The sequence below is a fragment of the Ruegeria sp. SAZD013 genome, from assembly GCF_059612525.1.
In genome coordinates this window covers 977,478-1,004,020 of sequence record NZ_JBXWQT010000020.1, presented here as the reverse complement: position 1 = coordinate 1,004,020, position 26,543 = coordinate 977,478, and the positions used below count along the sequence as shown (strand labels likewise).

At 60.9% G+C, this 26,543-nt stretch carries 24 protein-coding genes and 1 riboswitch; of the genes, 5 read left to right on the top strand and 19 right to left on the bottom strand.

The annotated features are described in order from the left end of the window. Positions 1–4: 4 nt before the first annotated feature. From AC2FLU_RS11260 to cbiE, 10 genes are all read right to left on the bottom strand, one after another. Positions 5–1,375: a tetratricopeptide repeat protein gene (locus AC2FLU_RS11260; protein WP_480517646.1), complete on the bottom strand. Its 1,371-nt coding sequence runs from the start codon at positions 1,373–1,375 to the stop codon at positions 5–7. Between the two features lie 179 nt (positions 1,376–1,554). Further along, the gene (locus tag AC2FLU_RS11255) at positions 1,555–2,739 is read right to left on the bottom strand and encodes a CaiB/BaiF CoA transferase family protein (RefSeq protein ID WP_480517644.1); all 1,185 of its coding nucleotides are present in this window, start codon (positions 2,737–2,739) and stop codon (positions 1,555–1,557) included. Beyond that, positions 2,726–4,345 carry a thiamine pyrophosphate-binding protein gene (locus tag AC2FLU_RS11250; RefSeq protein WP_480603096.1) on the bottom strand — a complete coding sequence of 540 codons (1,620 nt, stop codon included), beginning with the start codon at positions 4,343–4,345 and terminating at the stop codon, positions 2,726–2,728. Before AC2FLU_RS11250 ends, AC2FLU_RS11255 begins: the two co-directional genes overlap by 14 nt. Before the next feature lie 79 nt (positions 4,346–4,424). Then, complete coding sequence (locus tag AC2FLU_RS11245; RefSeq protein WP_480603098.1) at positions 4,425–4,883, bottom strand: DUF302 domain-containing protein; 459 nt, start codon at positions 4,881–4,883, stop codon at positions 4,425–4,427. A 72-nt stretch (positions 4,884–4,955) separates the two neighbouring features. Next, positions 4,956–5,714 (bottom strand): precorrin-6A synthase (deacetylating), encoded by a 759-nt coding sequence (cobF, locus tag AC2FLU_RS11240; protein ID WP_480517638.1) that lies wholly within the window; start codon positions 5,712–5,714, stop codon positions 4,956–4,958. Continuing rightward, complete coding sequence (cobA, locus tag AC2FLU_RS11235) at positions 5,707–6,435, bottom strand: uroporphyrinogen-III C-methyltransferase (RefSeq protein WP_267363673.1); 729 nt, start codon at positions 6,433–6,435, stop codon at positions 5,707–5,709. The genes cobF and cobA overlap by 8 nt, the downstream gene beginning before the upstream one ends. Next, on the bottom strand, positions 6,432–7,754 hold the full coding sequence (locus AC2FLU_RS11230; RefSeq protein WP_496808644.1) for a cobyrinic acid a,c-diamide synthase CobB: 1,323 nt from the start codon (positions 7,752–7,754) through the stop codon (positions 6,432–6,434). The genes cobA and AC2FLU_RS11230 overlap by 4 nt, the downstream gene beginning before the upstream one ends. Continuing rightward, entirely contained in the window at positions 7,741–8,535 is a 795-nt protein-coding gene (gene cobM, locus AC2FLU_RS11225; protein WP_480603102.1) for a precorrin-4 C(11)-methyltransferase, read from the bottom strand. The genes AC2FLU_RS11230 and cobM overlap by 14 nt, the downstream gene beginning before the upstream one ends. After that, positions 8,532–8,900: a cobalamin biosynthesis protein gene (locus tag AC2FLU_RS11220; protein ID WP_480476793.1), complete on the bottom strand. Its 369-nt coding sequence runs from the start codon at positions 8,898–8,900 to the stop codon at positions 8,532–8,534. The genes cobM and AC2FLU_RS11220 overlap by 4 nt, the downstream gene beginning before the upstream one ends. Further along, positions 8,897–10,096, bottom strand: a complete 1,200-nt coding sequence (gene cbiE / locus AC2FLU_RS11215) for a precorrin-6y C5,15-methyltransferase (decarboxylating) subunit CbiE (RefSeq protein ID WP_496811978.1) — start codon at positions 10,094–10,096, stop codon at positions 8,897–8,899. Before cbiE ends, AC2FLU_RS11220 begins: the two co-directional genes overlap by 4 nt. On the opposite strand from cbiE, the gene AC2FLU_RS11210 reads away from it, so the two are divergent. Beyond that, positions 10,095–10,826 (top strand): cobalt-precorrin-6A reductase, encoded by a 732-nt coding sequence (locus AC2FLU_RS11210; RefSeq protein WP_480625039.1) that lies wholly within the window; start codon positions 10,095–10,097, stop codon positions 10,824–10,826. The two genes, cbiE and AC2FLU_RS11210, sit on opposite strands and share 2 nt — an antisense overlap. Here AC2FLU_RS11210 and cobJ read toward each other — a convergent pair. Genes cobJ through AC2FLU_RS11175 form a run of 7 tightly spaced genes read right to left on the bottom strand, consistent with a single transcriptional unit; the run spans position 10,817 to position 18,781 of the window. Then, entirely contained in the window at positions 10,817–11,581 is a 765-nt protein-coding gene (gene cobJ / locus AC2FLU_RS11205; RefSeq protein ID WP_496714830.1) for a precorrin-3B C(17)-methyltransferase, read from the bottom strand. The two genes, AC2FLU_RS11210 and cobJ, sit on opposite strands and share 10 nt — an antisense overlap. Further along, positions 11,578–12,306, bottom strand: coding sequence for a precorrin-2 C(20)-methyltransferase (locus AC2FLU_RS11200; protein ID WP_480473500.1), 729 nt, complete (start codon positions 12,304–12,306; stop codon positions 11,578–11,580). Before AC2FLU_RS11200 ends, cobJ begins: the two co-directional genes overlap by 4 nt. Further along, positions 12,303–12,932, bottom strand: coding sequence for a precorrin-8X methylmutase (locus AC2FLU_RS11195; RefSeq protein WP_480473498.1), 630 nt, complete (start codon positions 12,930–12,932; stop codon positions 12,303–12,305). The genes AC2FLU_RS11200 and AC2FLU_RS11195 overlap by 4 nt, the downstream gene beginning before the upstream one ends. Further along, positions 12,932–14,053 carry a ferredoxin-like domain-containing protein gene (locus AC2FLU_RS11190; RefSeq protein ID WP_480473496.1) on the bottom strand — a complete coding sequence of 374 codons (1,122 nt, stop codon included), beginning with the start codon at positions 14,051–14,053 and terminating at the stop codon, positions 12,932–12,934. Before AC2FLU_RS11190 ends, AC2FLU_RS11195 begins: the two co-directional genes overlap by 1 nt. Further along, positions 14,050–17,343, bottom strand: coding sequence for a cobaltochelatase subunit CobN (cobN, locus tag AC2FLU_RS11185; protein WP_496808645.1), 3,294 nt, complete (start codon positions 17,341–17,343; stop codon positions 14,050–14,052). The genes AC2FLU_RS11190 and cobN overlap by 4 nt, the downstream gene beginning before the upstream one ends. Before the next feature lie 3 nt (positions 17,344–17,346). Next, the gene (cobW, locus tag AC2FLU_RS11180; RefSeq protein WP_496811977.1) at positions 17,347–18,402 is read right to left on the bottom strand and encodes a cobalamin biosynthesis protein CobW; all 1,056 of its coding nucleotides are present in this window, start codon (positions 18,400–18,402) and stop codon (positions 17,347–17,349) included. A gap of 4 nt (positions 18,403–18,406) precedes the next feature. Then, positions 18,407–18,781, bottom strand: coding sequence for a DUF1636 family protein (locus AC2FLU_RS11175; protein WP_480504576.1), 375 nt, complete (start codon positions 18,779–18,781; stop codon positions 18,407–18,409). Between the two features lie 94 nt (positions 18,782–18,875). Continuing rightward, a riboswitch (cobalamin riboswitch) is annotated at positions 18,876–19,080 on the bottom strand. Between the two features lie 102 nt (positions 19,081–19,182). On the opposite strand from AC2FLU_RS11175, the gene AC2FLU_RS11170 reads away from it, so the two are divergent. The 4 genes from AC2FLU_RS11170 (at position 19,183) to AC2FLU_RS11155 (ending at position 23,040) form a co-directional block, all read left to right on the top strand. Next, the gene (locus tag AC2FLU_RS11170; RefSeq protein ID WP_480517776.1) at positions 19,183–20,178 is read left to right on the top strand and encodes an NAD(P)-dependent oxidoreductase; all 996 of its coding nucleotides are present in this window, start codon (positions 19,183–19,185) and stop codon (positions 20,176–20,178) included. A 360-nt stretch (positions 20,179–20,538) separates the two neighbouring features. Then, positions 20,539–21,405, top strand: coding sequence for a hypothetical protein (locus tag AC2FLU_RS11165; protein ID WP_157707899.1), 867 nt, complete (start codon positions 20,539–20,541; stop codon positions 21,403–21,405). A 97-nt stretch (positions 21,406–21,502) separates the two neighbouring features. Further along, entirely contained in the window at positions 21,503–21,748 is a 246-nt protein-coding gene (locus tag AC2FLU_RS11160) for a helix-turn-helix domain-containing protein (RefSeq protein ID WP_025059995.1), read from the top strand. Continuing rightward, entirely contained in the window at positions 21,748–23,040 is a 1,293-nt protein-coding gene (locus AC2FLU_RS11155; RefSeq protein WP_496743635.1) for a type II toxin-antitoxin system HipA family toxin, read from the top strand. The genes AC2FLU_RS11160 and AC2FLU_RS11155 overlap by 1 nt, the downstream gene beginning before the upstream one ends. A 586-nt stretch (positions 23,041–23,626) precedes the next feature. Here AC2FLU_RS11155 and AC2FLU_RS11150 read toward each other — a convergent pair. Then, a complete protein-coding gene (locus AC2FLU_RS11150) occupies positions 23,627–24,106 on the bottom strand; it encodes a DUF411 domain-containing protein (RefSeq protein WP_157707897.1) in 480 nt (159 codons plus the stop codon). A gap of 39 nt (positions 24,107–24,145) precedes the next feature. After that, positions 24,146–26,479 carry a heavy metal translocating P-type ATPase gene (locus AC2FLU_RS11145; protein ID WP_496808646.1) on the bottom strand — a complete coding sequence of 778 codons (2,334 nt, stop codon included), beginning with the start codon at positions 26,477–26,479 and terminating at the stop codon, positions 24,146–24,148. Positions 26,480–26,543 lie beyond the last annotated feature (64 nt).

Below are 26,543 nucleotides of genomic sequence, written 5' to 3'. Positions count from 1 at the left end.
CTTGTTACTCGGCGGGGACGCTTTGCATGTCTCCGCCGTCGCGCGCCGCATCAATCAGGGCGCGGCGCGCAATGGCATAATTGTCTTCACCGCCGGCGCGTTTAGCACGGCGGTCATCCAGAATACGTTCGACGGCATCCAGACGCCCGGCACGCAGACCCGAGTCGATGGTAATGCGTTCAAATACATCACGTTGTGCGTGGCTTCCACCGGCCAGTTGCATTGAACCGCGCGCCGCCAACAGGTGATCAAATGCCGTGCCATAATGGCCGTCACCAAAGGCTTCAAGGCCCATGGCGGCCGCGACACCGGGATCGGCCATACGGCGGGTGGTGTCGTCATTGGCACGCGCTGCATCCTTGTTCATGCGGGTCAGCATCTTGGCGGTGGCGTCGGCGCGGTTGTCACCGGTCAGCGCCAGTAGATAGTGCAGATCGGCGAAGATCAGGCAGCCGTCTTCGGTGCGCGCAGCACTCAGGTCAGCCAGTTCTTCCCAGCGATTTCCGACATTTACGCCTTCAAGTTCAAGCCGCATCAGCAGCGAAGTTCCGTTCGAGATGTCGCGGTAATCGTCGGTTTTGTCCTTGCGGACGTGGTTGTCATACAGATCCATCACCTGATCAATCTGACCCAGATCCAGATGCATCAGAGCCTTATGCCACCAGACGTGATAGCGGAAGTTGTTGCAATGGGCCCAGGCCGCCTCGCGTCCGGCCAGCCAGTCAAGGCCCAGCTGCGCGTTGCCGGTCATTTCATGGACATGGGCCACCGCGTGCAGACCCCAGGCATCGTCGGACACCATCCAAAGCGCCTGACGTCCTGCAATTTCGGCCTTTTCGTAGGCTCCGGTTTCTTCCAGCGCGAAGGAATGGCAGCCCAGCAGATAGCCGCGACCGGGGTGATCGGGTTCATATGCTGGCATTACCCGTTCGATCGAACGGCGCATTCCATCCGGATCCCCCAGAACGAAACGGGTCGCATGGCTGAGTTTCATCGCCAACGTATCCTGTGGGTGATCGCGCAGAACCGCTTCGAACTTTTGCACCGCCTGTGTCAGGTGTCCCGCCAGATACAGCCCCAATGCATCGACAAACAGCCGCTCGCGCGCCGAGACGGGCTGCCGGCTCATCGCAGCATTGGCAGCCGCCAAAGCCTCGACTGCAACCGCCATCATCTCACGCCGACCGAGAAGGGCCATGAACAGGCCTTTCACGGCATGACCCAAAGCAAAATCGGGCTCAAGCTCCAACACTTTGCCCAGATGTTGGGGTGTAGCCGCGGCATGCGCCATAAACCCAAGCAGAACACCATTCCAGGCTTCGACAGCTTCCGGCTGCGCCAAGGTGTTCATCTGTCCAAAAACGTCTTGTTTCATACTTGGGTCCAATCTGATTGCGGTATTTGACACTGTTTGATGTAACAGAGTGTGCGAGAGCGGCGTATCAGTATCGACCCCGCTCTCGAATTGGTGAAATGTCGTGTGTAAGAAAGTCGAAAAAATCCGCCGATTCAAAGGCATGTTTCAGCAACTTGCCGCCTAGTTGTGCAAGTGTTTCAATCGTCGAACGGGTTTTCAGCGCTTAACACCCAGTCAGTATCGGCCCCGCAGGTGGGTGGCGCGCTGCGATATGTTACAGGCGTGCGTGACAAGTTCAGGGGATTCCCGATCAGGTTCACGATACCGGGCTGGGCCTGCATCGAAATCTGCATTTTTCGTGCTGCCACCTGTTCCGTATCAAAAACCTGATCCAGCGTCTGGACCGGTCCTACGGGCACTTTCACGGCTTCAAGACCGGAAATTACTGATCGTGTATCCAGACCTTGGACAGCGGGCCGTAGAATGGCGTTTAGCGCATCACGGTGTTCCAGTCGCGCCGGGTTGGTCACGAATCTGGGGTTGTCGGCAAGTTCGGGTTGTCCCAGGAAACCGCACAGCTTTCTGAACTGGCCATCATTTCCAACCGCCAGAATGACATGCCCATCGGATGTCTCGTAAACGTCATAAGGCACGATGTTGGGGTGCCCGTTTCCACGGCGCTGCGGAACGTTGCCAGAAGTCAGGTAATTGACGCCCTCGTTGATCAGCCATGCGATCTGAGAATCAACAAGTGCCAGATCGACCTGCTGACCTTCACCGGTCAGGTCGCGGTGGCGCAGCGCGGCCAGAATGCCAACGCTTGCATACATTCCGCACATCACATCAGCGATGCCGACCCCTACTTTCATCGGCGCGCCTTCCGGGTCGCCGGTCAGGGACATGATCCCGCCATAGCCCTGTGCCATCAGGTCATAGCCGGGTTTGCTGGCATTTGGCCCGGTTTGGCCGTAGCCCGAGATCGAGCAGTAAACGAGGCTAGGGAATTCCTGCGACAGGGTGGCATAGTCCAGCCCGTATTTCGCGAGACCGCCGGGTTTGAAATTCTCAATCAGAATATCCGCGTGTGAGGCCAGCCGCCGTACTTCCGCCTGACCTTTCTCGGTTGCGATATCCAGGGCCACAGATTTCTTGTTTCGGTTCGCTGACATGAAATAGGCGCTCAGGTCCGAACGGTTGCCATCGGCATCGGTGACATAGGGCGGACCCCATTGCCGCGTGTCGTCGCCCCCGGTGGCAGGGTTCTCGATCTTGATGACACTTGCGCCCAGATCACCCAGCAACTGCGTGCAGGTTGGCCCGGCCAGAATACGGCTGAGGTCCAGAACTTTGACGCCCTTCAGCGGGCCCTCAGATGCGGCCATCGTATCCTCCACGGTCGATTTCAGCGGCGATGACGGTAAATGTCTCGGCCTTTACAGCAGCTTCAAGTGCTGCACGCAACTCTGCCCGGTTGCGGACAGTGTGGCCGTTCCCACCAAATGCACGGGCCATGGCGGCGAAGTCATGGTGGTCGAAATCCACACCATTATTGACCATCTGCCGCTGCCGTTGTTTCAACTCGATAAGGGCAAGGCTGGCATCTACGAAGACAAGAAAGATCGGATTGCCGCCCATTTGAGCCGCCGTAGACAATTCCCCGGCGACCATCAGAAACCCGGCATCACCCGAAAAGCTGATCACCGGGCGGTCGGGCTCGGCCAGTTTCAGACCAATGGCCATTGGGACAGCACAGCCCATGGTGCAGAGCGCCGAGGATTGGATCAGCCCACGTTCTTCGCTGCATTCCCACATCTGGCTCAGCAGAATGCGATGCGCGCCGCTGTCAGCGGTTGCGAGTGTTTCGGGGGGCAGGGTCGTGCGCGTTTCGGCGATGACAGCGGCGGGTCCCCAGTCCTCATCGGTGGGAAAGGCCAATGCCAGTGCGGTTTTGACCTGCGCGGGCTCACCACCCGGCCATGTCGTGCGGGCGGGGTTTCCCTTGGCAATGGCCTCAAGCGTCTCGCCCGTGTCGGCCACCAGATTAAGACCCGCCTGATGCATGTAGTGGTCATTGATCACCGCTGATATGTCGATGACGCGCTTTTCTTCGGGGTCCCAGATTTCGCGCCAGCCGGGGCGCATTTCGATCGGGTCATACCCCAGACACAGCACCAGATCGGCTTGTTCGACCAATGGGACAAGGTGCTTGTCTGCCAAAGGCGACAGGCCAGCGCCGCCCAAACACAATGGGTGATCTTCGGGAACAACACCCTTGGCCTTGTAGGTGGTCACAAATGGAATTCCGAAATGTTCCAAAAACGCCTGCACCACACTGCGCGAGTCGTCATAGAGGACATCGAGACCAATAATGGCGATTGGGCGCTCGGCCTCAGCCACCCAGCGCCGGGCTTTTTCAAGGCATTCACCATTGGGACTGACAGGCGCGACCTTGGCCAGACGGCGGCGTTTCACACCCGTCACTGGCGTATCGGCGACCGAGATCGGAACATCGATATGGACCGGGCCCGGTCGCGGCTGTGTGGCAAGCGACACAGCCTTGTCTGCGACGATATCCGCGCCCTTGGCCGTCAGTGTGAACGTGCCCTTGGTGATGGAACGGTAAACCTGGCTGTGATCCATGACCTGATGAGTATAGGTCAGCGCCTCGTCCGCATCGACGCAACCGGTCAGAACGATCATCGGAACACGGTCCTGCAACGCATTGGCCACCACATTGATGCCGTTCATCGCGCCCGGACCCAAAGTGGCGACCAGAATCGCAGGCGCGCCGTCGCGGTGATGCACGGCCTCGGCCATGAATCCGGCCGAGTTTTCATGTTTTGTCAGATGAAAGGTGATGCCCGCCTTTTCAAGCGCATCCACCAGTGTCAGGACCTCACCCCCCGGCATTCCAAAGGCGTGGCGGCACCCCGCTTCATACAGGCGTTGGGCCAGAAGATCGGCGGCGCGCGGCGTGGGGTCCTGCATCAGTCATGCTCCGAGATAACCGTTTCGAAGCAGATTGCGGAGGACGCCACCAGACGCAAGGCGGATCACGTCAGTGTGACTATTTGACTGCGTCTTCAGCGACAGATTGAAAGGTTTTATCAAGTTCTGCAGCAATGTCCTGCAAAGCTTGTCCGCCTTCCGCCATGTAAGGGTCAAACACGAAACTGGGGGTCTTGTAAGACAGGGTTGCGGTTCCGTCCTCGTTCTCGGTGACATAGAAACGGATCGGTGCTTCGATCATTGCATTGGTAGAGGTTTCCAGCACCCTTACCGCGTAATCGTTGTTGAACGCGCCAATAACCAGATTGCCCGGAATGGTGATTCCGCGCGCCGCAGCTGCCTTGGTGGGGCCGGCCTGCGTTACCACTATCAATCCGTTGTCCTTGATCGCAGCCTTGGTTGCATCGACCAGTTCCGAATAGGTTTTGTCCGCAGGAAACACGGCCCAACCGGCTGGGGCGTCTTGTGCCCAAACGGGTAAAGTGATCAGGCAGAGCAAGGGAATGAGGGCTTTCATTGTCACGTCTCCTGTATTGAGGTGCAACCTGTGTGCCAGACCTTACCGTCCCGCGACATCACAAACCCGTGTTCATGTGCCCGTGCGGTTTTTCCGGCGCGTCTTTAACAGGTAGATATCCATGATCCAGCCATGTTCGGCGCGGGCCTTCGCCCGGGTCTCAAGGATGTTCTGCGCGACTTCATCCAGCGGGCCACTGATCAGAACCTCTTCTTTCATACCCACATAGGCGCCCCACCAGATGTCATAATCTGCCAAATCAAGGGTTTGGAACGAGCATTCGCCATCCAGCATCACCGCGACGTTCGAGTCCGCATCGGGCCAGCCTTCGTCCCGGATACGACGACCGGTTGTGACAACGTAGGGCGCGCCCAGATCATTGATGGGAATCACATGGGCAGCGGTCAGCGCCTGCAACGCGGTGATGCCGGGGATAACCTTGGTATCGGGTTGCGGGTTCAACCGGGCAGCGATACGCAATGAGCTGTCATAGAGGGACGGATCCCCCCAGATCAGCAACGCGACATGCTGCGCCTCTGGATGAGCGGCAATGGCCGCTTGCCAGCGCAGGGCGATGGCGTCGTGCCATTCATCGACACCGCGCAGGTAGCCATCGTCGGCCCGGCGCTGGGGAATATCGAAATAGGCGATCTGTGGCGGCGTTTCGGCGACACGCTCAATGATCGCTTCACGTAGCCCGGCCAGATCAGCCTTGTTTTCCCCTTTGCGTGGAATCAGGATCAAATCCGCCGCCCGGATCGCCTGCGCGCCCTGAAACGTTACATGATCCGGATTGCCGGTGCCGATGCCGATCAGGCTCAGATCAATCATCGTCGAACTCCGCCAGCGGGCCGTAAAGAATCAGTGCCGGTGCTTTGCCGATCTCGGTTTTCAGCTGCTCTGCCAGCGCGCCAATCGTGGCGCGTTGCAGTTTTTGGTCGGGGGTTGAGACGGATTCGGCCATAAGCGCCGGAGTATCCAAAGGCAAACCTTGAGTGTGCAGGGCTTCGACGAGCAAGGGGAAGGTGCGTTTGCCCATGAAAACGACGGTGGTGGCCTGCGGATCGGCCAGCGCCTTGAGGTTCAGGTCGTCGGGCAACTCACCACTGACGTCATGGCCGGTCACGAACTGAACCCGCCGGGCCGTAAGCCGACGCGTCAATGGAATGCCTGCGGCCGCTGCCGCTGCCACTGCTGAGGGGACGCCGGGAATGATCTCATAGGCGATACCGGCTGCGCGCAGGGCGACAAGCTCTTCCTCAAGCCGTCCGAACATACCGCCGTCTCCGGATTTCAGGCGCACCACATGCTGACCGGATTGCGCGTAATCCACCAGCAACCGGCTGACATGGTCCTGCTTGGGTGACGGACGACCGGCCCGCTTTCCGACACCAACCAGATCCGCATCGTCGCGCGCATGGCTCAGGATCGGGCCGCTGCTGAGATCGTCGAACAAGATCGCGTCGGCCTTTTGCATCCGGTCCACCGCCTTGAGCGTCAGCAGTTCCGGATCTCCGGGGCCAGAGCCGATGAAAGAGACAAAGCCACTCATGCCGACGCCTCCGCAATCAGGTGAAAGAACGTGCCAGTGACATTGCCACGCAGTGATCCGGTTTGCGGGCCTTCTTCCCCTTCGGCGTCAAACACGCGTGCCAATGGGGCGTCCGGTTGGTCCACGATCGAGGAATAATGGAACTCGTGTCCGCGCAATGCCGATCCTTTGGCAAAGCCGGGCATAGGGGCCAGAAGGGCGGCCTTTCTGTAACCAAGGTTGAACTTGCGCTTCTGATAAGATGTGACAAGGCCCAGCAAACCAGCCATTTCATGGTGCACGCCGTCCTTGTCGATCAGCGCCTGACCAAGCGCCATGTAGCCGCCGCATTCTCCGTGCACCGGTTTTGTTTCCGCGTGTTTACGCAAACCACTCAGAAAGGTGGTGGCCGCTGCCAATGTTCCGGCGTGCAATTCGGGATACCCGCCGGGCAACCAGACCAGATCGGCATCCGCCGCCGGAGGTTCGTCTGCCAAGGGTGAAAAAGGCAAGATCTCGGCACCCGCATCGTGCCACCCTTGCAAAAGGTGGGGATAGGTAAAGGAAAAGGCGGCATCACGGGCCAGCGCGATCCGCTGGGCCGGGGGCCGCGGCAGTGCGGCTGACGAAGGTCCGCTGGGGCCTGAGGAAGCTGCCCGCTTGATTGCGTCAAGGTCCACATGTTCTCGTAAAAACGCAGCATAGCCTACAATGGCGCTTTCCAGATCGGGGTGTTCGACCGCCTGAATAAGTCCCAGATGCCGCTCTGGCAGGGTCAAATCACCACGGCGGGGCAGCACGCCCAGAACAGGCAGGCCCGCGCGCTCCATTCCCAGACGGGTCAGGCGTTCGTGGCGGGGGCTGGCGCATCGGTTCAGGATCACTCCGGCAAAGGGCAGATCGGGATTGTACATCCTGAACCCCAGCGCCGTTGCCGCCGCTGATTGTGCCTGCCCGCCCACATCCAGCACAAGCACAACGGGCCAGCCCATGCGCAGGGCGGTCTCGGCGCTCGATCCTTGCCCGACTTCGCCAGGCTTTGCGACACCGTCGAACAAACCCATCGAGCCCTCGGCCACCACAATGTCAGCGCCTTCGGCCTGAGCAGAAATTGCACTGAGCAGGGGATCTGCCATCGCCCAGCTGTCCAAATTGAACGAAGCCCGCCCGGCAGCTGCCCGGTGAAAGGCGGGATCGATATAATCCGGCCCGCTTTTAAAGGGTTGCACGGTCAGGCCATCTTCGGCCAGCGCGCGCAAAAGGCCCAGCATGACTGTCGTCTTGCCAGTACCCGAAGAGGGTGCTGAAATCAGAATACCCGGAGGGTTAGTCATCACCATGGCTCCAGCTTGACCAAGGGCTGTCGGCACTTTGCGGGCGATAGCGGCGGTCGTAATCTCTGGAATAAAGACAGCTTTCCTCAAAACCCTCACCGGCCAGCGCGGGGCCGACCATGATCAAAGCCGTGCGCGAGATGCTTTCATCCAGCGACCCTTTCAGGGTTTCCAGCGTTGCGCGGATGATCTGTTCATCCGGCCAGCTTGCGCGATACACAACGGCCACCGGGCAGTCCGGGCCATAAGCCGGGGTCAGGTCTGCAATAACCTTGTCCAGATTGCCGATTGACAGATGAATGGCCAGTGTCGCGCCGGTACGGGCAAAATTAACCAGGGTTTCACCTTCGGGCATGGATGACGCGCGCCCCGGAGTTCTGGTCAGAACCACCGACTGCGCTAGTCCCGGCAGGGTTAGTTCGGTGCCCAGGGCCGCTGCGGCGGCGGCAAAGGATGGCACGCCAGGGGTGACGCTGACCGGAATGCCCACTTCTTTCAGGCGTCGGATTTGTTCGCCCATCGCTGACCAGACTGACAAATCGCCCGAATGCAGCCGTGCCACATCCTGACCCGCTTTATGCGCGACTTCGATCTCGGCCATGATCTGGTCCAGATCCATGGGCGCAGTGTTGATGATTTTTGCGTCTTTGGGGCAGTGGCTCAGAATTTCCTCGGGCACCAGCGATCCGGCATAAAGGCACACGGGACACGAGGCGATGATGTCGCGCCCACGCAATGTCAACAGGTCTGCAGCGCCCGGTCCGGCGCCGATGAAATGAACGGTCATGTTTGTCCTCCGATGGCGATGGCGCAGGTTGCCAGCCGGTCGTCCGAAATATGTCTGGGTGAAAGCAGTCGCGCGCCGGACCCGGCGGCGGCAAGGGCCGATGCTTCGGCAACGCTGCCGGTGCCATAAGCGGCACGGCTGCGGTTCGAGCATGTCAGGGTGCGTTGTCCGGCCAAATCGGCAGCCGCCACGAAATGCAGCGGAAGAGCAAGGCTTTCCGCGAAGGCCACCAGCGCAGAGTGGCCGTTTTTGTCAGCGACCGTCGCCAGAGCTTGGACATCATGGCTGGCCGCTGCCGCGTCATAGGCGGCGCGCAAACTGTCTGCCGTCGCGTCGGATGAGAAGCCCAAGCCTGCCACGATCATAACGTCACGCTCCACTGGACGACCGGATAGGCAGATTTCCAGCCGCGCCGCGGTCCGAGCGGTGCAGAATGAGCCAGTTCGATCCGCAACAGGTCTCCGCCCAGGTCTTGGTGCCATCGCGCCAACAGGGCTTCGCTTTCCAGCGTTACCGCGTTGGCGACCATCCGGGTGCCAGCGGGCAGGGCGTCGCGAAGCCACGCCATCAGGCTGGCGCTTAGCCCACCGCCGATGAAAACCACATCCGGCAGTGGCAAACCGGCCAGCGCTTCGGGTGCTGTGCCGTGGACAACCTGTAACCGATCCTGCCCCAGCGCGTCGGCATTGCGGCGAATGCGTTCGGCCCTGTCGGCGCGGGGTTCGATACTGGCGGCGGTCAGGGTCGGGTCGCACATCAGCCATTCAATACTGATCGAGCCGGTGCCACCGCCAATGTCCCACAGATGTTCGCCCCGCTGCGGTGCCAGTGCGGACAGGGTCAGTGCCCGGATCGGGCGTTTGGTGATCTGGCCGTCGGTTTCAAATAGATCATCCGGCTTGCCCGAGGCCTTGGACAGTCCCTGCCCAGTGCCGGTCACTTCCAACCCGACGCAGACAGGATGATCGAAGGTTCCCAGCAGAGCTTCGGTCAGGCTCACTGTCTGGATGCTTTCCCGCGGGCCGCCGAGGGCCTGCATCACATGCAACGCGCTGTCGGCAAAACCGGTTTCGCTCAGATATGTCGCCAGTTCAGCAACCGCCTTGCCGTCACGCAAAAGCACAATGGCATGAAGATCCGGGGCCAGATGCGGCCGCAATCGGGTCAAAGGCGCAGCGTGCAGGCCGAACGTCGGCGTGCTTTCCAAAGGCCAGCCCAGCCGCGCGGCGGCCAGCGAAAACGTGGACTGGCCGGGCAGGGCGGTCCACTCTTTGGCATCGAAGTTACGCGCGATGACGGACCCTGCGCCAAACCAGAACGGATCACCTGACGCCAGAACCACCGTCTGCCGTCCGCGCAGGCCTTTCAGGATCGGCAATCCGTCCGAGAACGGCACCGGCCATTCGACCCGTTCAGCCTCGTTTTCCGGCAGCAGCGACAGGTGACGAGGCGGCCCCATGATCACTTCGGCCCGGTCCAGCACTTGACGGCTTGCAGGCGACAGGCCATCAAGCCCATCTTCGCCCAATCCCAAAACGGTCAGCCACGGAGACTCAGACATGCCCAACCTCCTGATTCTTGGCGGCACGACCGAGGCCAACGCTTTGGCCAAAGCTGTTGCGGAACAAGGGATTACGGCTGTGTATTCTTATGCGGGACGGGTGGAAACCCCGCGTCCGCAGCCGTTGCCGGTGCGAGTTGGCGGGTTTGGCGGCCCGGAAGGTCTGGCCCACTACATCCGTGAAAACGCGATCACCCATGTCGTGGATGCGACCCATCCATTTGCGGCGCAGATGAGCCGGAACGCGATTGAGGCGTGTCACACAACTCAGGTTCCACTGGCCGCCTTGACCCGCGCGGCGTGGAAGCCGCAACCCGGCGATGTCTGGCACCGCGTGCCCGATATCCCTGCCGCCGTCGATGCGCTTGCAGGTGATCCTCAGCGTGTGTTCCTGGCTGTCGGACGTATGCATCTTGAAGACTTTGCTGCCCAGCCCCAGCACCACTACCTGCTGCGTCTGGTGGACGAACCCGACAGCTTGCCCTTGCCTCTGGCGCAGATTGTCGTGGCCCGGGGTCCTTTTGCAGAAGCCGATGACCGCGCACTGATGCAGCAACATAGGACGCAACTTGTGGTGTCCAAGAACGCGGGCGGCTCGGGCGCGCGCGCCAAGCTGGACGCAGCGCGGGCGCTGGGCCTGCCAGTGCTTATGATCGACCGCCCGGTGCTTCCCAAGCGGACCGAGCTTTCGACTGTCGCACAGGTTCTGGACTGGCTGTCTCATCCCTGATCCTCGACAGGGGTGAAGCGTGGCGTATAGACGATCGGCGTGCCATTGCGTTCGATGACGCGAGTGCGCGAGGAGCCGACAATTACCACGGTCTGCATATCCGCCATCTCGGGCGTGGCCTCGGCCAGTGTGGAAATCCGGATCGCCTCATCCGCTCGTGACACGGCGCGCGCAAACAGGATCACCCGCTTGGGCTCGCATTCTTCGCGCAGGATTTCCAATGTCTTTACAAAACCTTCCGGGCGTGACTTCGAGCGGGGGTTGTAGAATGCCATCGAGAAATCGGCCTGCGCAGCCAAGCGCAGGCGTTTTTCGATCAGCGACCAGGGCTTTAGGTTGTCGCTAAGGTTGATGGCGCAGAAATCATGCCCCATCGGAGCGCCTGCGCGGGCAGATGCGGCCAGCATCGCGGTGATCCCCGGCAGCACATCTATCTGAATGTCACGCCATTCTGTTGGGCCATTCTCCAACGCTTCGAACACAGCTGCAGCCATAGCAAACACACCGGGATCGCCCGAGGACACAACAACCACCCGCCTGCCGTCGGCGGCCATTTGCAGCGCGTGTTGCGAGCGGTCGATTTCAACCCGGTTGTCACTGGCGTGCAGGGTCAGGCCGGGGCGGTCGGCCACGCGGGCCACATAAGGGATATAGCCCACCACATCAGTGGCGTCGGCCAAAGCCGCTGTAACTTCGGGGGTGACCTGCGCTTCGTTGCCCGGACCAAGGCCTGCGATCTTGACCCAGCCGCTCATGGTCGGCGCCCCTGACCATGAACAACGATTATCGAGAAATACGGGGTGATCTTCTCGCAGGCCTCAGACAGTTTTGTCACCGTCTGGTTCGGCATTTGCGCGTATTCGACAATCCATGCGCGGTCGTACAACCCGGAGGTTTTCAGTGCGCGTTTCACCTTGTCGATGTTCCGCCCGATCTTCATCACGACCAAAGCATCTGTCTTCGCCATGCGTTCAGCCAGAACCTCCTCGGGCAGGGTGCCGACCAGAACGGTCAGCACATCATCCCCCCAGGTGATCGGATCGCCGGTGGCCGTCCATGCACCGGACATACCGGTGATGGCTGGTACAACCTCGACCGGAGCTTCGTCACGCAACCGATTGTAAAGATGCATGAACGAGCCGTAGAAAAACGGATCGCCCTCACACAGTACCACCACATCCTCACCCTGTTCCGACAGCGTCTTCAGGTGTGCTGTGCACTCTTCATAGAACGCGGCCAGCAACTCGTTATAACGCGGATCAGTGACCGGGATTTCGGTGGTCACCGGGTATTCCATCGGGAATTCAATCGCGCCTTCGGGGATCATCCCGTTGACGATTTTGCGGGCCTGACCGCTGCGACCCGGTTTGCGAAAGAATGCCACGTGTTTGGCGTTGCGTAGAAGGCGATCGGCCCGGACACTCATCAGATCAGGGTCACCGGGGCCAAGGCCCACGCCGTATATGGTACCCATTTTCATTCCGCCCGGCTTGCGATGGCGTTGATGGCTGCAACGGTGATGGCGCTGCCACCCAGACGGCCTTTGACAATGCAGGAGGGGACGGGTTGCGCCTGCCACAACGCGTCTTTGGATTCCACCGCTCCGACAAATCCGACCGGGCAGCCGATGATCGCAGCAGGGCGCGGGCAATCCGGGTCTTCCAGCATGTTCAGCAAGTGAAACAGCGCGGTGGGCGCGTTTCCAATGGCGACCAGAGCACCTTCCAGATGCGGACGCCAGAATTCCAGCGCAGCGGCAGAACGGGTGTTGCTCATCTTGGTGGCCAGAGGGCGCACGCGTTCGTCATGGAGGGTGCAGATCACCTGGTTGTCGGCAGGCAGACGGAAGCGGGTCACACCTTCGCTGACCATGCGCGCGTCACACAGGATCGCCGCGCCGTTTTCCAGCGCCGTGCGTGCGGCCTGCACAAATCCGGGTGAGAAATGTACAAACTCCTCCAGCCCGACCATGCCGGCGGCGTGGATCATCCGAACGGCGACCTGCTCTTCATCGGTATCAAAGCGGGCCAGATCAGCCTCGGACCGGATGGTGGCAAAGCTTTCCTTGTAGATCGCCGCGCCATCAGTTTCGTAAGTGTAGGGCATCAGGTGAAGTCCATGGTCATGAGTGTTTCGGAGTCGAGGCCGCGTTGGCAGGGCTCATCCCCTGCGCAGCCCTGTTTGACAAGATCAAATCGCCCGTTGTTGCCGACCACTGTGATCTCGGCCGGGCCCATATGGGCGCACCCCTTGGCGCAGCCCGAGACATGCAGACGACCGTGAATGCGCCGAGCCAATGCACGGGCGATGTCGCGGGTTTCCACCTGCGCTTGCGGGCAGAACGGCGCGCCGGGGCAGGCGTCGGTTGTCATCATCGGATCGGCTCCGTCCATGACGAAATCCGGGGAGGGTATCGCCGCCCCGCCTTCCAGCAGGATCAGCCGCCACGGGGTGACACGCAGGGCAGAAGCGCCGCTGGCTTCAACCAGTTCACAAAGCTTGCGCGCAGGCAGCGAGCCGAATGCCGCGCCGTAGAGAGAACCCAGTTCACAGGGGCCGGGTTGCAGTTTTTCACCGATAGGACCGGGGGCAAATCCCTGCCAATCCTGTGGCAGCGCGTAGGCGACCCGCGCCATGCGGCGTGTCTCGGCCGTATAGGTCTGGGCAAACCAACGGGCCAGCGCGATCACGTGGTCGATGGCGTCGCCTTCGGCCACACACCGCCCGGTTTTGCAGCCGTCGGCGCGCAGGATCAGACCGTCAGCACCCAGTTCCAGACGAATATCTGCGGAATCCGAGGCCAACAGGCGCGTCGGGCCTGTATCTATGGCAAAACCGAACTTAGCGGGCAGAGCAGGCAGTTCCGCCAGTCGATCGATCAATTCCTGCGTCAGCCGCGCGGTCAAATCGCCCGCCTGATAGAGCGGAGTGACCAGAATATTGCGGCGTACTTCGATGCCGGGTTCCGCATCAAGCAAGTCCAGCGCCGCAAGCTCCACAAGCAACGGCTGGTGGTCGCGCTCATCCACGCCGCGCAGCTGCAGGTTGGCACGATTGGTCAGGTCAATGGTGCCGTTGCCGAACTGTTCAGCCAGTTCGCACAAGCCAATAGCCTGCCTGGCATTCAGTCGCGCCAGACGCGGACGGACCCGCACGACCAGCCCGTCGCCTGACATCATCGGGCGATGCGCGCCGGGACACCAGCCTTGAACGATAGGTGCACTCATCTCAAACCCTCCAAATCGGCCCGGATCGAATTCCGGCGCGTGTTCCAAAGCCCCGCTTCCAGCAATGCACGGAACCTGTCTTGCATGGCCTGATGGGCCTTCGGGTTGGTCTCTTGCAGAAAGGTATCAACGGCCTCATTACCCAATGTGGCTTCGTGATAGAGATCAAACAGATGCGGAGCGACAGTGCCGGACAGATGCGCGAAAGAGGCCATGTGATCCAGCGTCGCAGCAATCTCGGCGGCGCCGCGAAAACCATGGCGCTGCATCCCCGCAATCCAGCCGGGGTTGGCAGCGCGGGCATGAACGACGCGGCTGATTTCTTCCGGCAGAGTCCGGGCGCGCGGATTATCTGGGTTGGTGTTGTCCAGATGGTAAAGCTGAGCGGTGCCCCCAGCGACCTTTTTGGCGGCGGCAAAACCGGCTTCATGCGTGGCATAGTCGTTGGCCAGCAGCAGGTCAGTTTCCGTCAGATCCTGGAGGTGAACAAAACTGTCGGCATTGGCGACACGATCCGTGATTCCCGCTTTGTCCTGCGCGATGTGTTCACCTTCCAGCGCGTACGAGCTGGCCTCAAGCCATGCCTCCCCGGCTTGGGCGCGCGCCTCGTCCGTATAGGTCTCGGACAGATGGGTCATGTTCAGGCCGTAACTGCCGGGTGCCGGGCCAAACACCCGCGTAGCCGGGGCGTGACCGGCATAGGGGTTCCAGTCGGTCGCTTCATCACGCTCTGACAAAGCCCGAACCGCCTGACCATAAAGGGCTGACAATGTGGGGAACACATCGCGAAACAAGCCCGAAACCCGCAGGGTGACGTCCAGACGCGGGCGGCTCAGGTCGGTGATGGGTAAAACTTCGATACCCGAAACCCGCTCGGATCCCTTGTCCCAAACCGGCTTTACACCCAGCAGGTGCAGGGCCATGGCGAATTCTTCGCCCGCAGTGCGCATGGTGGCCGATCCCCACAGATCGACAATCAGCCCTTTCGGGTAATCACCTTCCTCCTGCAAGTGCCGCCGTACCAGTTCCTCGGCCAGTTTCACGCCTTGCGTGTAAGCTGCGCGGGTGGGCACAGATCGCGGATCGGTGGTGTAAAGGTTTCGCCCGGTCGGCAGCACGTCAAAGCGGCCCCGATAGGGCGAGCCGGACGGGCCAGCCTCGATCCTCTTGCCGGCCAGCGCATTGATCAGGGCCTTGCGTTCGGCATGGGCGGATGGGGCTGGGTCGAAACTGCCGGTCACGTCCGGTACACGCCCATAGACGTGCAGCCCGTCGCCGAACTGACTTTCTTTGATATCGCAGACAAAGCGGTCAATGCGCGTGATTGCTTCGGCGGTGCTGGTGGCCTGATCCAGACCCAGATCGTTCTCCAGTCCAATGGCCTGTGCTTCTTCCCGGATATCTTCCTGCAGCCGGTCGCGGCGTCTGGGGTCAAGACCGTCCGCGTTTGAAAATTCGTCCAGCAGGGCTTCCAGCCGCACCATCCGGTCAGGCGTTCCGCTTTCTTTCATGGGAGGCGGGATGTGGCCCAGGGTCACCGCGCCGATCCGGCGTTTGGCCTGCGCGGCCTCGCCCGGGTCGTTGACGATGAACGGGTAGATCACCGGCAGGTCACGGATCAGTGCCTCGGGCCAACAGTTTGCCGATAGGGCGACTGATTTGCCGGGCAGCCATTCCAGCGTGCCATGCGCACCGATATGGATCAGCGCATCCGCTCCAAGACCTTTGCGCAGCCACAAATAGAAGGCGACATAGCTATGGCGCGGGGTGCGCGAAAGGTCGTGATAGTCGTCATCGCGCAGCTCGGGTGTTCCGCGTTCTGGTTGCAGTGCGACCAGTGCCTTGCCGCGTCGCAAAGCCGTGAAGTGAAACGCGTCATGAGCGAAAATTGGGTCTTGCTCGGGATCGCCCCATACGGTGTGCAGATCGGTGCGCAGGGTCTCGGGCAATTCAGCGAGTGCACTCAGATAATCCTCAAGCGGCCACGATACCCGGGCGTCCAAGAGTGTGTCGGCAATCGGTTCGGCAGCCGTGATGTCGTAGCCTTCACCGTGAAGATCAGACAGCATCGCTTCGGCTGAGGCCAACGCGTCGAGACCGACCGCATGGGCCATCTGCCAGTCTTTGCCGGGATATGTGGACAGTACCAACGCGGGGATCTGGTCTGCCTTGGGTTTATCACTCAGAGCAAGCCAGCCCGATACCCGGTCGATGATCGCCTCGATCCGGTCCGGCTCGGCCCGATGCGCAAAACGCGAGTATTCCAGATGTGGATCGCGCTTGCCCGGCTCTTTGAAGGAGGCAATGCCTGCTGATATTCGCCCGTCCACTTCGGGTAATACCACATGCATGGCGAGGTCGGCGGGTGACAGGCCGCGTTCGGCCTCGGCCCAAGCCTTGCGTCGCGAGGTGGCGAGGGCGACCTGAAACACCGGCACGTCCGCCGCGTCCAGAGGCGACATGCCAGACGCGCCCTTGCCCGAGAATGAAGTGGCGTTGATGATGGCCGATGGTCTCAGGGCAACGACCTGTTCCCTGAGCCAGTCGGCAGCGGCCGGGGCCTTGAGCGACGGGGCGAACAAACCAACCGCCTGGAACCCGCGGGCGCGCAGGCTGCGGATCAGGGCCTCGACCGGGGCTGTGTCTGCTGATGTCAGATAAGCGCGGTAGAAGGTTACGAGAATCCGTTTCGCACCGTTCTCGAACGCGGAATCCACCGGGATGACACCCTGTTCCGGGCACCACGCACCGCATTCGGGCAGGGTTTTCGCGCCCATCACCGGGCCGGCATAAAGCCCTGCTGCTAACGCCATCTGGGCCAATGCGGCCTGCGCGGCGACTTCTCCGCCGGTATCACACAGATGTGCCAGCCGCCGCAGGGTCGAGAGGGGCAGGGTCGAATACTCATCCAACCGAGTGTCTTCGCGCCCATCCGCCGGTAAAACGGCCAGCGCGATGCCTTTGGCCTGTGCCAGTGCCAGAACCTGTTGCAACCCGTAAGACCAATAGGGCACGCCACCGATCAGACGGATCAGGATGCCCTTTGCGCCTTCAAGTGTCTGTTCAACATAGGTGTCGACGGACAGTGGGTGTTTCAATGCTGCAAGATTGGCCAGTCGCAAGGTTGGCATCCGCCCCTCAGGTCCGCCGCCGCGATGCCAGCCCGCCGCGAAAGCGCCCAGGTCACTGTCGGAAAAGGACAGCACAACCAGATCGGCCGGGCTTTGGCCCAGATCGGTTGGGGTCTCGGTTTCCTCGAGCCCGTGGCTTTCGCGAAAGACGACGTGCATGACTTACTCGGCAACCTCGGTCACACCCACTAGGATATCACGGATCTCAGCCTCTTTGATGTCGTCATGTTCGGCAATGACGACCAGGCGCGAGCGGCGCTCTTCACCGGGCTCCCACGGGCGGTCGTATTGGTGACGAACCCGTGCGCCGACAGCCTGAACCAGCAGGCGCATCGGTTTGCCTGTGACGGCGGCATAGCCTTTGACGCGCAGGATATTCAGCTCAGTTGCCAGACGTTCAATCCTGGCAACCAGTTCCGCCGGGTCGGTCTGTTCCGGCAACTCGACGATGATGCTTTCGAAATCGTCATGCTCATGATCGTGATGGCCATCGTGATGTGACGGGCGCGCGTCCATGTCATCTTCGGCGGCAGCCTCAAGGCCAAGCACGACGCGTACGTCGACGACACCCTCGGCAACCTCGACGACAGGAAGCGGGCGCGGCGCCTCAGCGGCGATGATCTGTTTAGCTTTCGCGACACCTTCGGGACCTGCCAGATCGGGCTTGGTCAGCAGGATGATATCCGCGCACGAGATCTGATCCTCGAACACCTCGGACAAGGGTGTTTCGTGGTCGATCGAGTCATCAGCCAGCCGTTGGGCATCCACCGCTTCAACGTTCGGAGCAAAGCGACCGGCGGCCACGGCCTCGGCATCGGCCAGCGCAATAACGCCATCAACGGTAATTTTCGAACGGATATCAGGCCAATCAAACGCTTTCAGCAGCGGTTTGGGCAGTGCAAGGCCGGATGTTTCGATCAAAATGTGATCCGGGCGCGGTTCCAGCGCCATCAGCGCCTCGATGGTCGGGATGAAATCGTCGGCCACGGTGCAGCAGATGCAGCCGTTTGCCAGTTCCATGATGTTTTCCGCAGGGCATTCCGGAATCACGCAGGACTTCAGGATGTCGCCATCAACACCCACATCGCCAAACTCGTTAACAACAATCGCAAGGCGCTTGCCCTGCGGGTTCTGCATCAGATGGCGCACCAGCGTGGTTTTGCCCGAGCCCAGAAAGCCGGTGATCACAGTGACGGGGAGTTTTTCAAGGTTCGACATGATCTCAGGCTCCAATCGGGGGAATGCGCGAGGCGCAGTTTTTGCGGAAATGTTCAGGACGGTCGCGCCATTTCACCAGACCATCGCCTGTGGCCAGATACTTAGTCGCGCCATCGATGATGACATCGACGTGATCGATTTCGTTCAGATTCTCGTAAACAAAGGTCCAGCGATCCGGCCCGCCCCGAAGCACGATGGAACAGCCCTGATCGCAGTTCGAAAGGCATTCGACCGGTTTCAGAATGATGCCATCCGGCAGGACAGCCTGTTCCAGGGCCTTGTGCAACAATGTGCCGGGTCGCTCAGCGTCATCCTCGACGGGCAGACCCCGGCGGCAAGTCGTGCAGACCAGTAGCTCTACCGGTGCGTTCTCGCTCATGTCTCTCATCCCCCCAAATCCTCTTCGCGGGGGACGGGGTTTCATGCGGGCACCACGTCTGCACATGGACCCGACACCGGAACACCCCGCCCGGTTTCAACTTCGGGTGTTGGCAGGTCTCCCGGCTTGCGGATGCCAGAGCGGTCGCTCTGTCGGATGTCCCGCCTTCCCGGCACAGGCCAGTGGCATTGGGCATCCTCTCCGGTCACGGTCGCGGGGGCGGCTGCGTTTGGCGGATGAACCGTTGACGCATTCCCTTTTCATCGGCTGTCGCCGACACCAACGACAGGGACATGCGGCACCGCTGACCCGCTTGTCAAGCGGTTCGCGCGCAACAAATAAGCCAAGGAGAAAAAAGCGACCTGTAGGCGTCGTTCGGCGGCATGAAGAATGTGTTCGGTATGTGGTCGCATGACGGGAAAACGACGAACTTGGAGATGCGTCATATGAAAGTGGGATTTATCGGTCTGGGTAACGTAGGCGGCAAGCTTTCGGGATCCCTTTTGCGCAACGGCATTGATCTGACTGTGCATGACCTGAACGCGGATCTGGTGGCCGAGTTTGTCGCCAAAGGTGCAAAGGCGGCTGAGGGGCCCGCCCAGTTGATGCGCGATTGCGATGCGGTGATCACCTGTCTGCCGTCTCCGGCAGCATCGGATGCAGTGATGCAGGAGATGTTGCCCGAAGTGGGCCCCGGCAAGATCTGGATGGAGATGTCGACCACGGACGAGGCCGAAGTCAAACGCCTGGGAGCCGAAGTCATATCGCGCGGCGGTGCGGCCGTCGATTGCCCGGTTTCTGGCGGGTGCCACCGTGCCGCGACGGGCAATATCTCGATCTTTGCGGGCTGTGACCGGGAAACGTTTGAACGAATTCTGCCGTTCCTGACGACAATGGGTCGTCGGGTTTTGCACACCGGCGAACTGGGCTCGGCCTCGGTGCTGAAAGTGATGACCAATTATCTTGCCACCGCCAACCTGATCACCTGCGCCGAAGCACTGGTTACGGCAAAGGCTGCGGGGATGGATCTGAACACGACCTATGAGGCGATCAAAATCTCGTCCGGCACGTCCTTCGTGCACGAAACCGAAAGTCAGGTCATCTTGAACGGGTCGCGCGATATTTCCTTCACCATGGATCTGGTGAAGAAGGATATCGGTCTGTTTCAGGAGGTCGCCGACCGCGCCGGGGTGCCGCTGGAAATAAACCCGGTGATGATCAACATCTTTAACGATGGTATCGCACGCTATGGCGAACGCGAGCTTTCACCAAATATTATCAAGCGGCTGGAAGAGGCAACCGGCCTGGATATCACCGCCCCGGGCTTCCCTGCCGAAATGACGGATGATGAGCCGGAGGAGCCGGGATACGAGGTTGTGCCACAAGGGCGCGCCTGAACGTAAAGCACATACCAGACAAAATCGCGCCCCTTGAACGAACAGGGGTAGGCAGGAGTTCCGAAAAACACGCCATATCTGGCCCGCAATTCGACAGAATCGCGGGCCTTGAACGTCTTGAAATACCGAGCGTCACACGCGTGTACTGCGGGGTTAAGTCAGCGATTTGGATGTTGTTGGAGGCGAGTACCGGAATCGAACCGGTGTACACGGATTTGCAATCCAGAAAGAGCGTAAGCAAAAACAACGGCTTATGGGTGCAAAACACCTCCTGACAAAAAGTGAACAAAAAGCGAAAGTTTCAACGCTGTTTGCGTGCCAGAATGCTCACAAAATCGTTTCTAACCTTGGGATAATTCGATGAGTTGGGCGGTTGCAAATGAATGCGCAGAGCGTCGCTTCGGCAGCGCCGCGCGCAAGCAGATCATCATGTTCCTGGCCGATAAGGCGAGCGATGATGGCTCAGGCATCTGGTGCTCCAAGGGGACCATCCAGCGCCACACTGAGCTCAGCGAGAGCACGGTGAAGCGCACCATCATCGACTTCCTCCGCGAAGGCATTTTGATCGAGACGGGGCGGCGGCAGTGCAAGAACGGCTACACCGTCATTTACCGCATCGTTCTGGAACGCGTGGCCGCGCTCGAGCCCACGGCTGAGCCCGACATCGAGACGGGGGTCACTGTGAACCCCGTCCAGCCTGAACCCGGCACGGGGTCCACGGTGAACGGGGTACGGGGTTCACGGTGGACCCCAAACCATCCTAAAACCATCCATAAACTACCTACGCGCAGGCGCGAGGCGGCGGAGGTGGAGGTTGAAGCTCTTGAAACTGAGAAGATCTTGGCGGCGTATCCCGAGGACAGGATCCGAGACCGGCGGACCAGTCTGCGCCTGATCGCTGCAGCATTGAAAGCCGGTGTGGAGCCCGATGACCTGAAACATGCGGTCAAAGCCTATGCGAAGGAAAGCGAAGGATACACGCGCAGCAAGGTCTGCTTCTCAGACAACTGGTTCAAGATGTGCCGATGGGAGAAGGGGCTTGCCCAGATACAGGCGGACCGGGAGAAGGCGCGAGAGGCCGAAGCCAAAGGTCGCGCTAGCCTCGCCGAGTGGATCCGTGAACGCCACCCTCTTTGCCGCCACATTACAAACCGGCAGATTGAGGGCTTGATCTCGTCAAAGCTGGTGACGCCCGAGCAGGTGCGCGCTGCGGGGCTGCAGGCATAAGTGCGGCTCGATTGTTACGCCATGGCGTAAAAAGTAGATATTTACGTTGCAGCGTAATTTGTTTTAATTTACGCTGTGCCGTAAAAGGAGCCACATCATGGACCTCACAGCACGAACGGCCGAGCAGATCGGCGAGGCACTTCGCCGGACGCGCAAAGCGCGCGGCTGGACCCAAAGCGACATCAGCGCGCGTACGAATTTGCGCGTCGCGACGATTTCGTCGCTCGAGAATGGCGACGCGGGAGCCAAGCTCGCCACAGTGCTCGCTGTTATGGCGGCACTTGGGCTTGAGTTCCGATTGGTGGAACGCGGTGGCTCGCTTGAGATTGAGGATATCTTCTGATGGCCAAACACGGGCGTAGCGGCACGATGCAAGTGCTTCTGAACGGACGGTTGGTGGGGGCTTTGCGTCTCGCTGGTTCAGGCGCGATCAGCTTTATCTATGATCCGGAATGGTTGGCATGGGAACATGCCATGCCCATCTCGCTTTCGCTGCCTTTGCGTGAAGTGGCACACCAGGGCGGCCCTGTTATCGCCTACTTGGAAAACCTGCTGCCGGACAATCAGGCGATACGCGAACGCGTAGCCGCTCGGGTGCGTGCAGGCGGTACGGACGCCTGGCACATGCTGGAGAAAATCGGGCGCGATTGCGTAGGGGCCTTGCAGTTCGTTTCGGGCGAGATCCCCGAGTTTGGCGCACTCGAGGGAGAGCCCGTTTCAGAGGCACAGGTTGCGGATATGTTACGCAACCTCGCAAACGCTCCGCTAGGCTTAGATGAGGAAGACGACTTCCGCATTTCTATCGCAGGGGCGCAGGAAAAAACGGCGCTGCTACGCCACGAGGGCGCGTGGATCCGTCCATCGGGGCTCACCCCAACAACCCATATCCTCAAGACGCAGCTTGGCGTTCTGCCCGCAGGGATCGATTTGTCTGACAGTGTTGAGAACGAGTTTTTCTGCATGAACCTCTGTCGGGCCATGGGCATGGATGTGGCTGAAGTCGAGATTGCCGACTTCGAGGACGTGCGGAGCCTTGTTGTGACCCGGTTCGATCGGCGCTGGACCAAAGATGGCCGGTTGATCCGCCTCCCGCAGGAAGACTTTTGCCAAGCGCTCTCAGTCCCACCCAGTCAAAAATACCAAATGGATGGCGGGCCAGGGATCACCGAAGGGATCGGGCTGCTGCAGGGCAGTGATGACCCTGACGAAGATCAACGCGCCTTTTTCCGCGCGCAGGTGCTGTTTTGGTTGTTGGGCGCGACGGACGGGCACGCCAAGAATTTCAGTATTGCATTGCGCCCTGGCGGTTTCCTTTTGACCCCGCTTTATGACGTGCTGAGCGCACAAAAAGCCGTGGATGACGGTCAAATTCGCCAAAACCGGATGCGTCTCGCGATGGCGGTCGACGGGCACTATCGGATCAATGAGGTGGTGCCGCGCCATTTCCCGCAGGCTGCGAAGGCGGCAGGTTTTGGTGTGGCGCTGGCGGAAGAGGTCTTGTCGGGCGTCGCGTCTGAGCTTGAACCCGCCTTGGACAAGACACTAGCAGACCTGCCGGATGGGTTTCCACAGCCTTTGGCAGATGCCATTGCTGCTGGCATACGACGTCGGGCGATTGCCTTTCATGCCGTATGATCCGCAGATCATATTTCCGTTTTATGGTCGGTAGATCATATCGAGTGGCAGGCCGAGTTCCTGCAACAACACGTATGTGGATCCAGGGAACGCCGCAATTGTTAGGTCGCAGAGGCCCCACTCTATTCGATGCAGCGGGTTTTCCATGTGATGGGCGGCAATGCGGACCTTAAGGTGGATTGCAGCGAAGGCTAAGTGAGAGCCCATACTACCGAATGCTGCGCTCTGCACCAAGGTCTGTAATCCGGTTCGAAGCGGTCGTTCGAAGACGTGCTATGCGCCTGTTCAGTGATGGATGGTGGCAATTCCGGTAGAATATCAGTGGCTTGCGCGGTGTCGTGTGCAGTGTGTGTTCATGTTTAGATCGCGTGATTTCGCACTCCTTAGCGGGTGTTTCGATGCGCTGGCACAGATTGGACTCTTCGGGGCCTCGTAGTGTTCATCGGGGACGAGCAATGGCCAAGGAGTTGGCTTTTCTGCCGGACGGATCCGCCAACGCCGAGATTCTGAGCGATTACGGCGTGATGCGGGAGCAGGCACGCCTGTGTTCTCGTCCCTGATCAGAAGCGGAATCGCAGCTTCAAGGTCACGCGGCAGCGTAGCAGGTGAACACCTCGGTCGATCCGTCGCGCTGGATCAGGAACACGTCATAGGCCTCGCGCTCGCTTTCCGGCCCCATCCCGGGCGAGCCGTAGGGCATGCCGGGCACTGCGAGGCCCACCGCGTCGGGGCGTTCCACCAGCAGACGGCGAATGTCGGCAACAGGGACGTGGCGCTCGATCATGTAGCCATTCACGCGCCCCGTATGGCAGGAGACCATCTCCTGCGTGATGCCGTTGTCCAGCTTGTAGCGCATCAGAAGCGTCCCGGCGCTCGCCTCGGTCGTTACGGCGAAACCATCGTTTTCGAGTATCTCGATCCAGGCCGAGCAGCAGCCGCAGTTCGGATCCTTCATCACGTGGATCGCCGGACCGGCGCCTAGCGCCAGGGTCCTGAAGGGCGATGCAGCCACCAGCGCGGCGCCGCCAATCAGAAGCGTGCGGCGGGAAAAAGCGTTCTGGGTCATCTGCGTTTCCTTTCGAGTTCGCATGTATGGACTGGCAGGTCAGAGATTGACCCGCCTGAGCCGTAGGGCGTTGGTGATCACCGAGACGGAGGACAGGCTCATGGCCGCCGCCGCGATCATCGGCGACAGGAGAAGGCCGGTGACGGGGTAGAGCAGTCCTGCTGCGATGGGGACACCAAGCGCGTTGTAAGCGAAGGCGAAGAACAGGTTTTGCTTGATGTTGCGCAAAGTGGCGCGTGCGAGCTTGCGCGCCCGGACGATGCCCATCAGGTCACCGCCCAGCAGGGTGATGCCGGCGCTTTCCATCGCCACATCCGCGCCCGTGCCCATCGCGATGCCGACATCCGCGGCGGCCAGCGCGGGCGCGTCGTTCACTCCGTCGCCCGCCATTGCGATCTTGTGGCCCTCTCGACGCAACTGGTCGATAAGGACCTTCTTGGCTTCGGGCAGCACGCCCGCCCGCACCTCGTCGATCCCGAGCTTGCCTGCCACTGCCTGCGCTGTGCGCTCGTTGTCGCCCGTCGCCATTATCACCCTCAGACCCTGGGCATGAAGTTCGCGGATCGCCTGTGCGGTCGAGTCCTTGATCGGGTCGGCGACCGCCACGATGCCGACGAGCGCGCCATCGAAAGCGACGAACATCGCCGTCTTGCCCTCGGCGCGCAGGGTGTCGGCGTGCGCCTCGGCCGCACCCGTATCCAGACCCATCTCCCGCATCATCGCCGCGTTGCCGAGCGCCACCGCACGCCCACCGACGCTGCCCTGTACGCCCTTGCCGGTGACGGCACCGAAGTCCGTGGCCTCCTGACGCGGGGCACTCTGCGTCTCGGCTCCCTCGACGATCGCTTCGGCCAGAGGGTGCTCCGAGCCGCGCTCCAGCGCTGCGGCCAGCGAAAGCAGGTCGGTCTCGGCGATGTCGCCAAGCGCCATAAGGTCCGTCAGCTTCGGCTTGCCCAAGGTCAGAGTGCCGGTCTTGTCCACGATGAGCGTATCGACGGCCGCCATGCGTTCCAGCGCCTCGGCGTCCTTGATCAGCACGCCCGCCTGCGCCCCGCGTCCTGCTGCCGTTGTGATCGAGATCGGCGTCGCAAGCCCAAGCGCGCAGGGACAGGCGATGATCAGGACGGACACCGCCGAAGCGATCGCGAAGACCAGCGCGGGCTCGGGGCCGACGGTCAGCCAGACGATGAAGGCGACGACGGCTATGGCGACCACGGTCGGCACGAATACCGCCGACACCCGGTCAGCCAGACCCTGGATCGGCGCGCGCGAGCGGCGCGCGTTCGACACCATCGCGACGATCTGCGCCAGCACGGTGTCGGATCCGACCTTTCCCGCCTCCATAACCAGAGAGCCATTCTTGTTGATCGTCGCTCCGGTCACCGCATCGCCCGGGCCTTTCTCGACGGGCATCGACTCACCCGTCAGCATACTCTCGTCAAGCGACGACCGGCCCTCGATCACCGTCCCATCGACCGGGACCGCATCACCGGGTCGCACGCGCAGCCGGTCTCCCTCCATGATGTTTTCCAGCGGCGCGTCATATTCGGTACCGTCTGGCAGGATACGCCGCGCCGTCTTTGGGGCGAGATCGAGGAGCGCGCGGATCGCATCCCCGGTGCGCTCGCGTGCGCGCAGTTCGAGAACCTGGCCCACGAAGACTAGCGTCACGATCACAACCGCCGCCTCGAAATACGTCCCCACGCCGTGCCCCATCCGGTACTGTTCCGGAAACACCCCCGGCAGGAACGTGGCGACGAGCGAGTAAAGGTATGCCGCCGCCACGCCGATGCTGATCAGCGTCCACATGTTCGGGCTTCGGTTCACGATCGAATCCCAGCCGCGCCGGAAAAATGGCAGCGCCGCCCAGAATATGATGGGCGTGGCCAGCAGAAACTCGAGATAGCTGGCCGTCTGATGCCCGATCCAGTCGCGCACCGGCAGCGCCACCAGTTCACCCATCGTCAGGATAATAAGCGGCACCGCGGCGGCAGCCGAGATCCACATCCGGCGTGTGAAGTCTGTCAGCTCCTCGCTGGGCTCGTCGGAGGGCACCATCGGTTCCAGCGCCATGCCGCAGATCGGGCATGACCCCGGCGCATCCCGAACAATCTCGGGGTGCATCGGACAGGTGTACTGGACGTTGGCCGGTGCGGCCTTCTTTTGTCCGGCGGCCCTTCCCGAGGCATAGAACCACGGATCCGCCGTGAACTTCGTCTGGCATTTCTCCGAACAAAAATGGAAGGGCTCGCCCTGGAACTCGGCGTGACGTCCATCGGGCCTGACTGCAACCGTCATCCCGCAGACCGGGTCCTTCGCCGTCTCGGCCACCGAAGGCACGTCGGGCGACGCGTGGTTGTGATCGTGTTCCATGGTTGTCGGCCTTTCGGTTTTTTCTCAGCTTGCGACCTCCAGCGGTTTGAAGGTCAAGCCCTTT

Coding starts and splice junctions, on each gene's coding strand:
- AC2FLU_RS11260 (WP_480517646.1), bottom strand. CDS start 1,375: ATGAAACAAGACGTTTTTGGACAGATGAACACCTTGGCGCAGCCGGAA.
- AC2FLU_RS11255 (WP_480517644.1), bottom strand. CDS start 2,739: ATGGCCGCATCTGAGGGCCCGCTGAAGGGCGTCAAAGTTCTGGACCTC.
- AC2FLU_RS11250 (WP_480603096.1), bottom strand. CDS start 4,345: ATGCAGGACCCCACGCCGCGCGCCGCCGATCTTCTGGCCCAACGCCTG.
- AC2FLU_RS11245 (WP_480603098.1), bottom strand. CDS start 4,883: ATGAAAGCCCTCATTCCCTTGCTCTGCCTGATCACTTTACCCGTTTGG.
- cobF (WP_480517638.1), bottom strand. CDS start 5,714: ATGATTGATCTGAGCCTGATCGGCATCGGCACCGGCAATCCGGATCAT.
- cobA (WP_267363673.1), bottom strand. CDS start 6,435: ATGAGTGGCTTTGTCTCTTTCATCGGCTCTGGCCCCGGAGATCCGGAA.
- AC2FLU_RS11230 (WP_496808644.1), bottom strand. CDS start 7,754: ATGGTGATGACTAACCCTCCGGGTATTCTGATTTCAGCACCCTCTTCG.
- cobM (WP_480603102.1), bottom strand. CDS start 8,535: ATGACCGTTCATTTCATCGGCGCCGGACCGGGCGCTGCAGACCTGTTG.
- AC2FLU_RS11220 (WP_480476793.1), bottom strand. CDS start 8,900: ATGATCGTGGCAGGCTTGGGCTTCTCATCCGACGCGACGGCAGACAGT.
- AC2FLU_RS11210 (WP_480625039.1), top strand. CDS start 10,095: ATGCCCAACCTCCTGATTCTTGGCGGCACGACCGAGGCCAACGCTTTG.
- cbiE (WP_496811978.1), bottom strand. CDS start 10,096: ATGTCTGAGTCTCCGTGGCTGACCGTTTTGGGATTGGGCGAAGATGGG.
- cobJ (WP_496714830.1), bottom strand. CDS start 11,581: ATGAGCGGCTGGGTCAAGATCGCAGGCCTTGGTCCGGGCAACGAAGCG.
- AC2FLU_RS11200 (WP_480473500.1), bottom strand. CDS start 12,306: ATGAAAATGGGTACCATATACGGCGTGGGCCTTGGCCCCGGTGACCCT.
- AC2FLU_RS11195 (WP_480473498.1), bottom strand. CDS start 12,932: ATGCCCTACACTTACGAAACTGATGGCGCGGCGATCTACAAGGAAAGC.
- AC2FLU_RS11190 (WP_480473496.1), bottom strand. CDS start 14,053: ATGAGTGCACCTATCGTTCAAGGCTGGTGTCCCGGCGCGCATCGCCCG.
- cobN (WP_496808645.1), bottom strand. CDS start 17,343: ATGCACGTCGTCTTTCGCGAAAGCCACGGGCTCGAGGAAACCGAGACC.
- cobW (WP_496811977.1), bottom strand. CDS start 18,402: ATGTCGAACCTTGAAAAACTCCCCGTCACTGTGATCACCGGCTTTCTG.
- AC2FLU_RS11175 (WP_480504576.1), bottom strand. CDS start 18,781: ATGAGCGAGAACGCACCGGTAGAGCTACTGGTCTGCACGACTTGCCGC.
- AC2FLU_RS11170 (WP_480517776.1), top strand. CDS start 19,183: ATGTGGTCGCATGACGGGAAAACGACGAACTTGGAGATGCGTCATATG.
- AC2FLU_RS11165 (WP_157707899.1), top strand. CDS start 20,539: ATGAGTTGGGCGGTTGCAAATGAATGCGCAGAGCGTCGCTTCGGCAGC.
- AC2FLU_RS11160 (WP_025059995.1), top strand. CDS start 21,503: ATGGACCTCACAGCACGAACGGCCGAGCAGATCGGCGAGGCACTTCGC.
- AC2FLU_RS11155 (WP_496743635.1), top strand. CDS start 21,748: ATGGCCAAACACGGGCGTAGCGGCACGATGCAAGTGCTTCTGAACGGA.
- AC2FLU_RS11150 (WP_157707897.1), bottom strand. CDS start 24,106: ATGACCCAGAACGCTTTTTCCCGCCGCACGCTTCTGATTGGCGGCGCC.
- AC2FLU_RS11145 (WP_496808646.1), bottom strand. CDS start 26,479: ATGGAACACGATCACAACCACGCGTCGCCCGACGTGCCTTCGGTGGCC.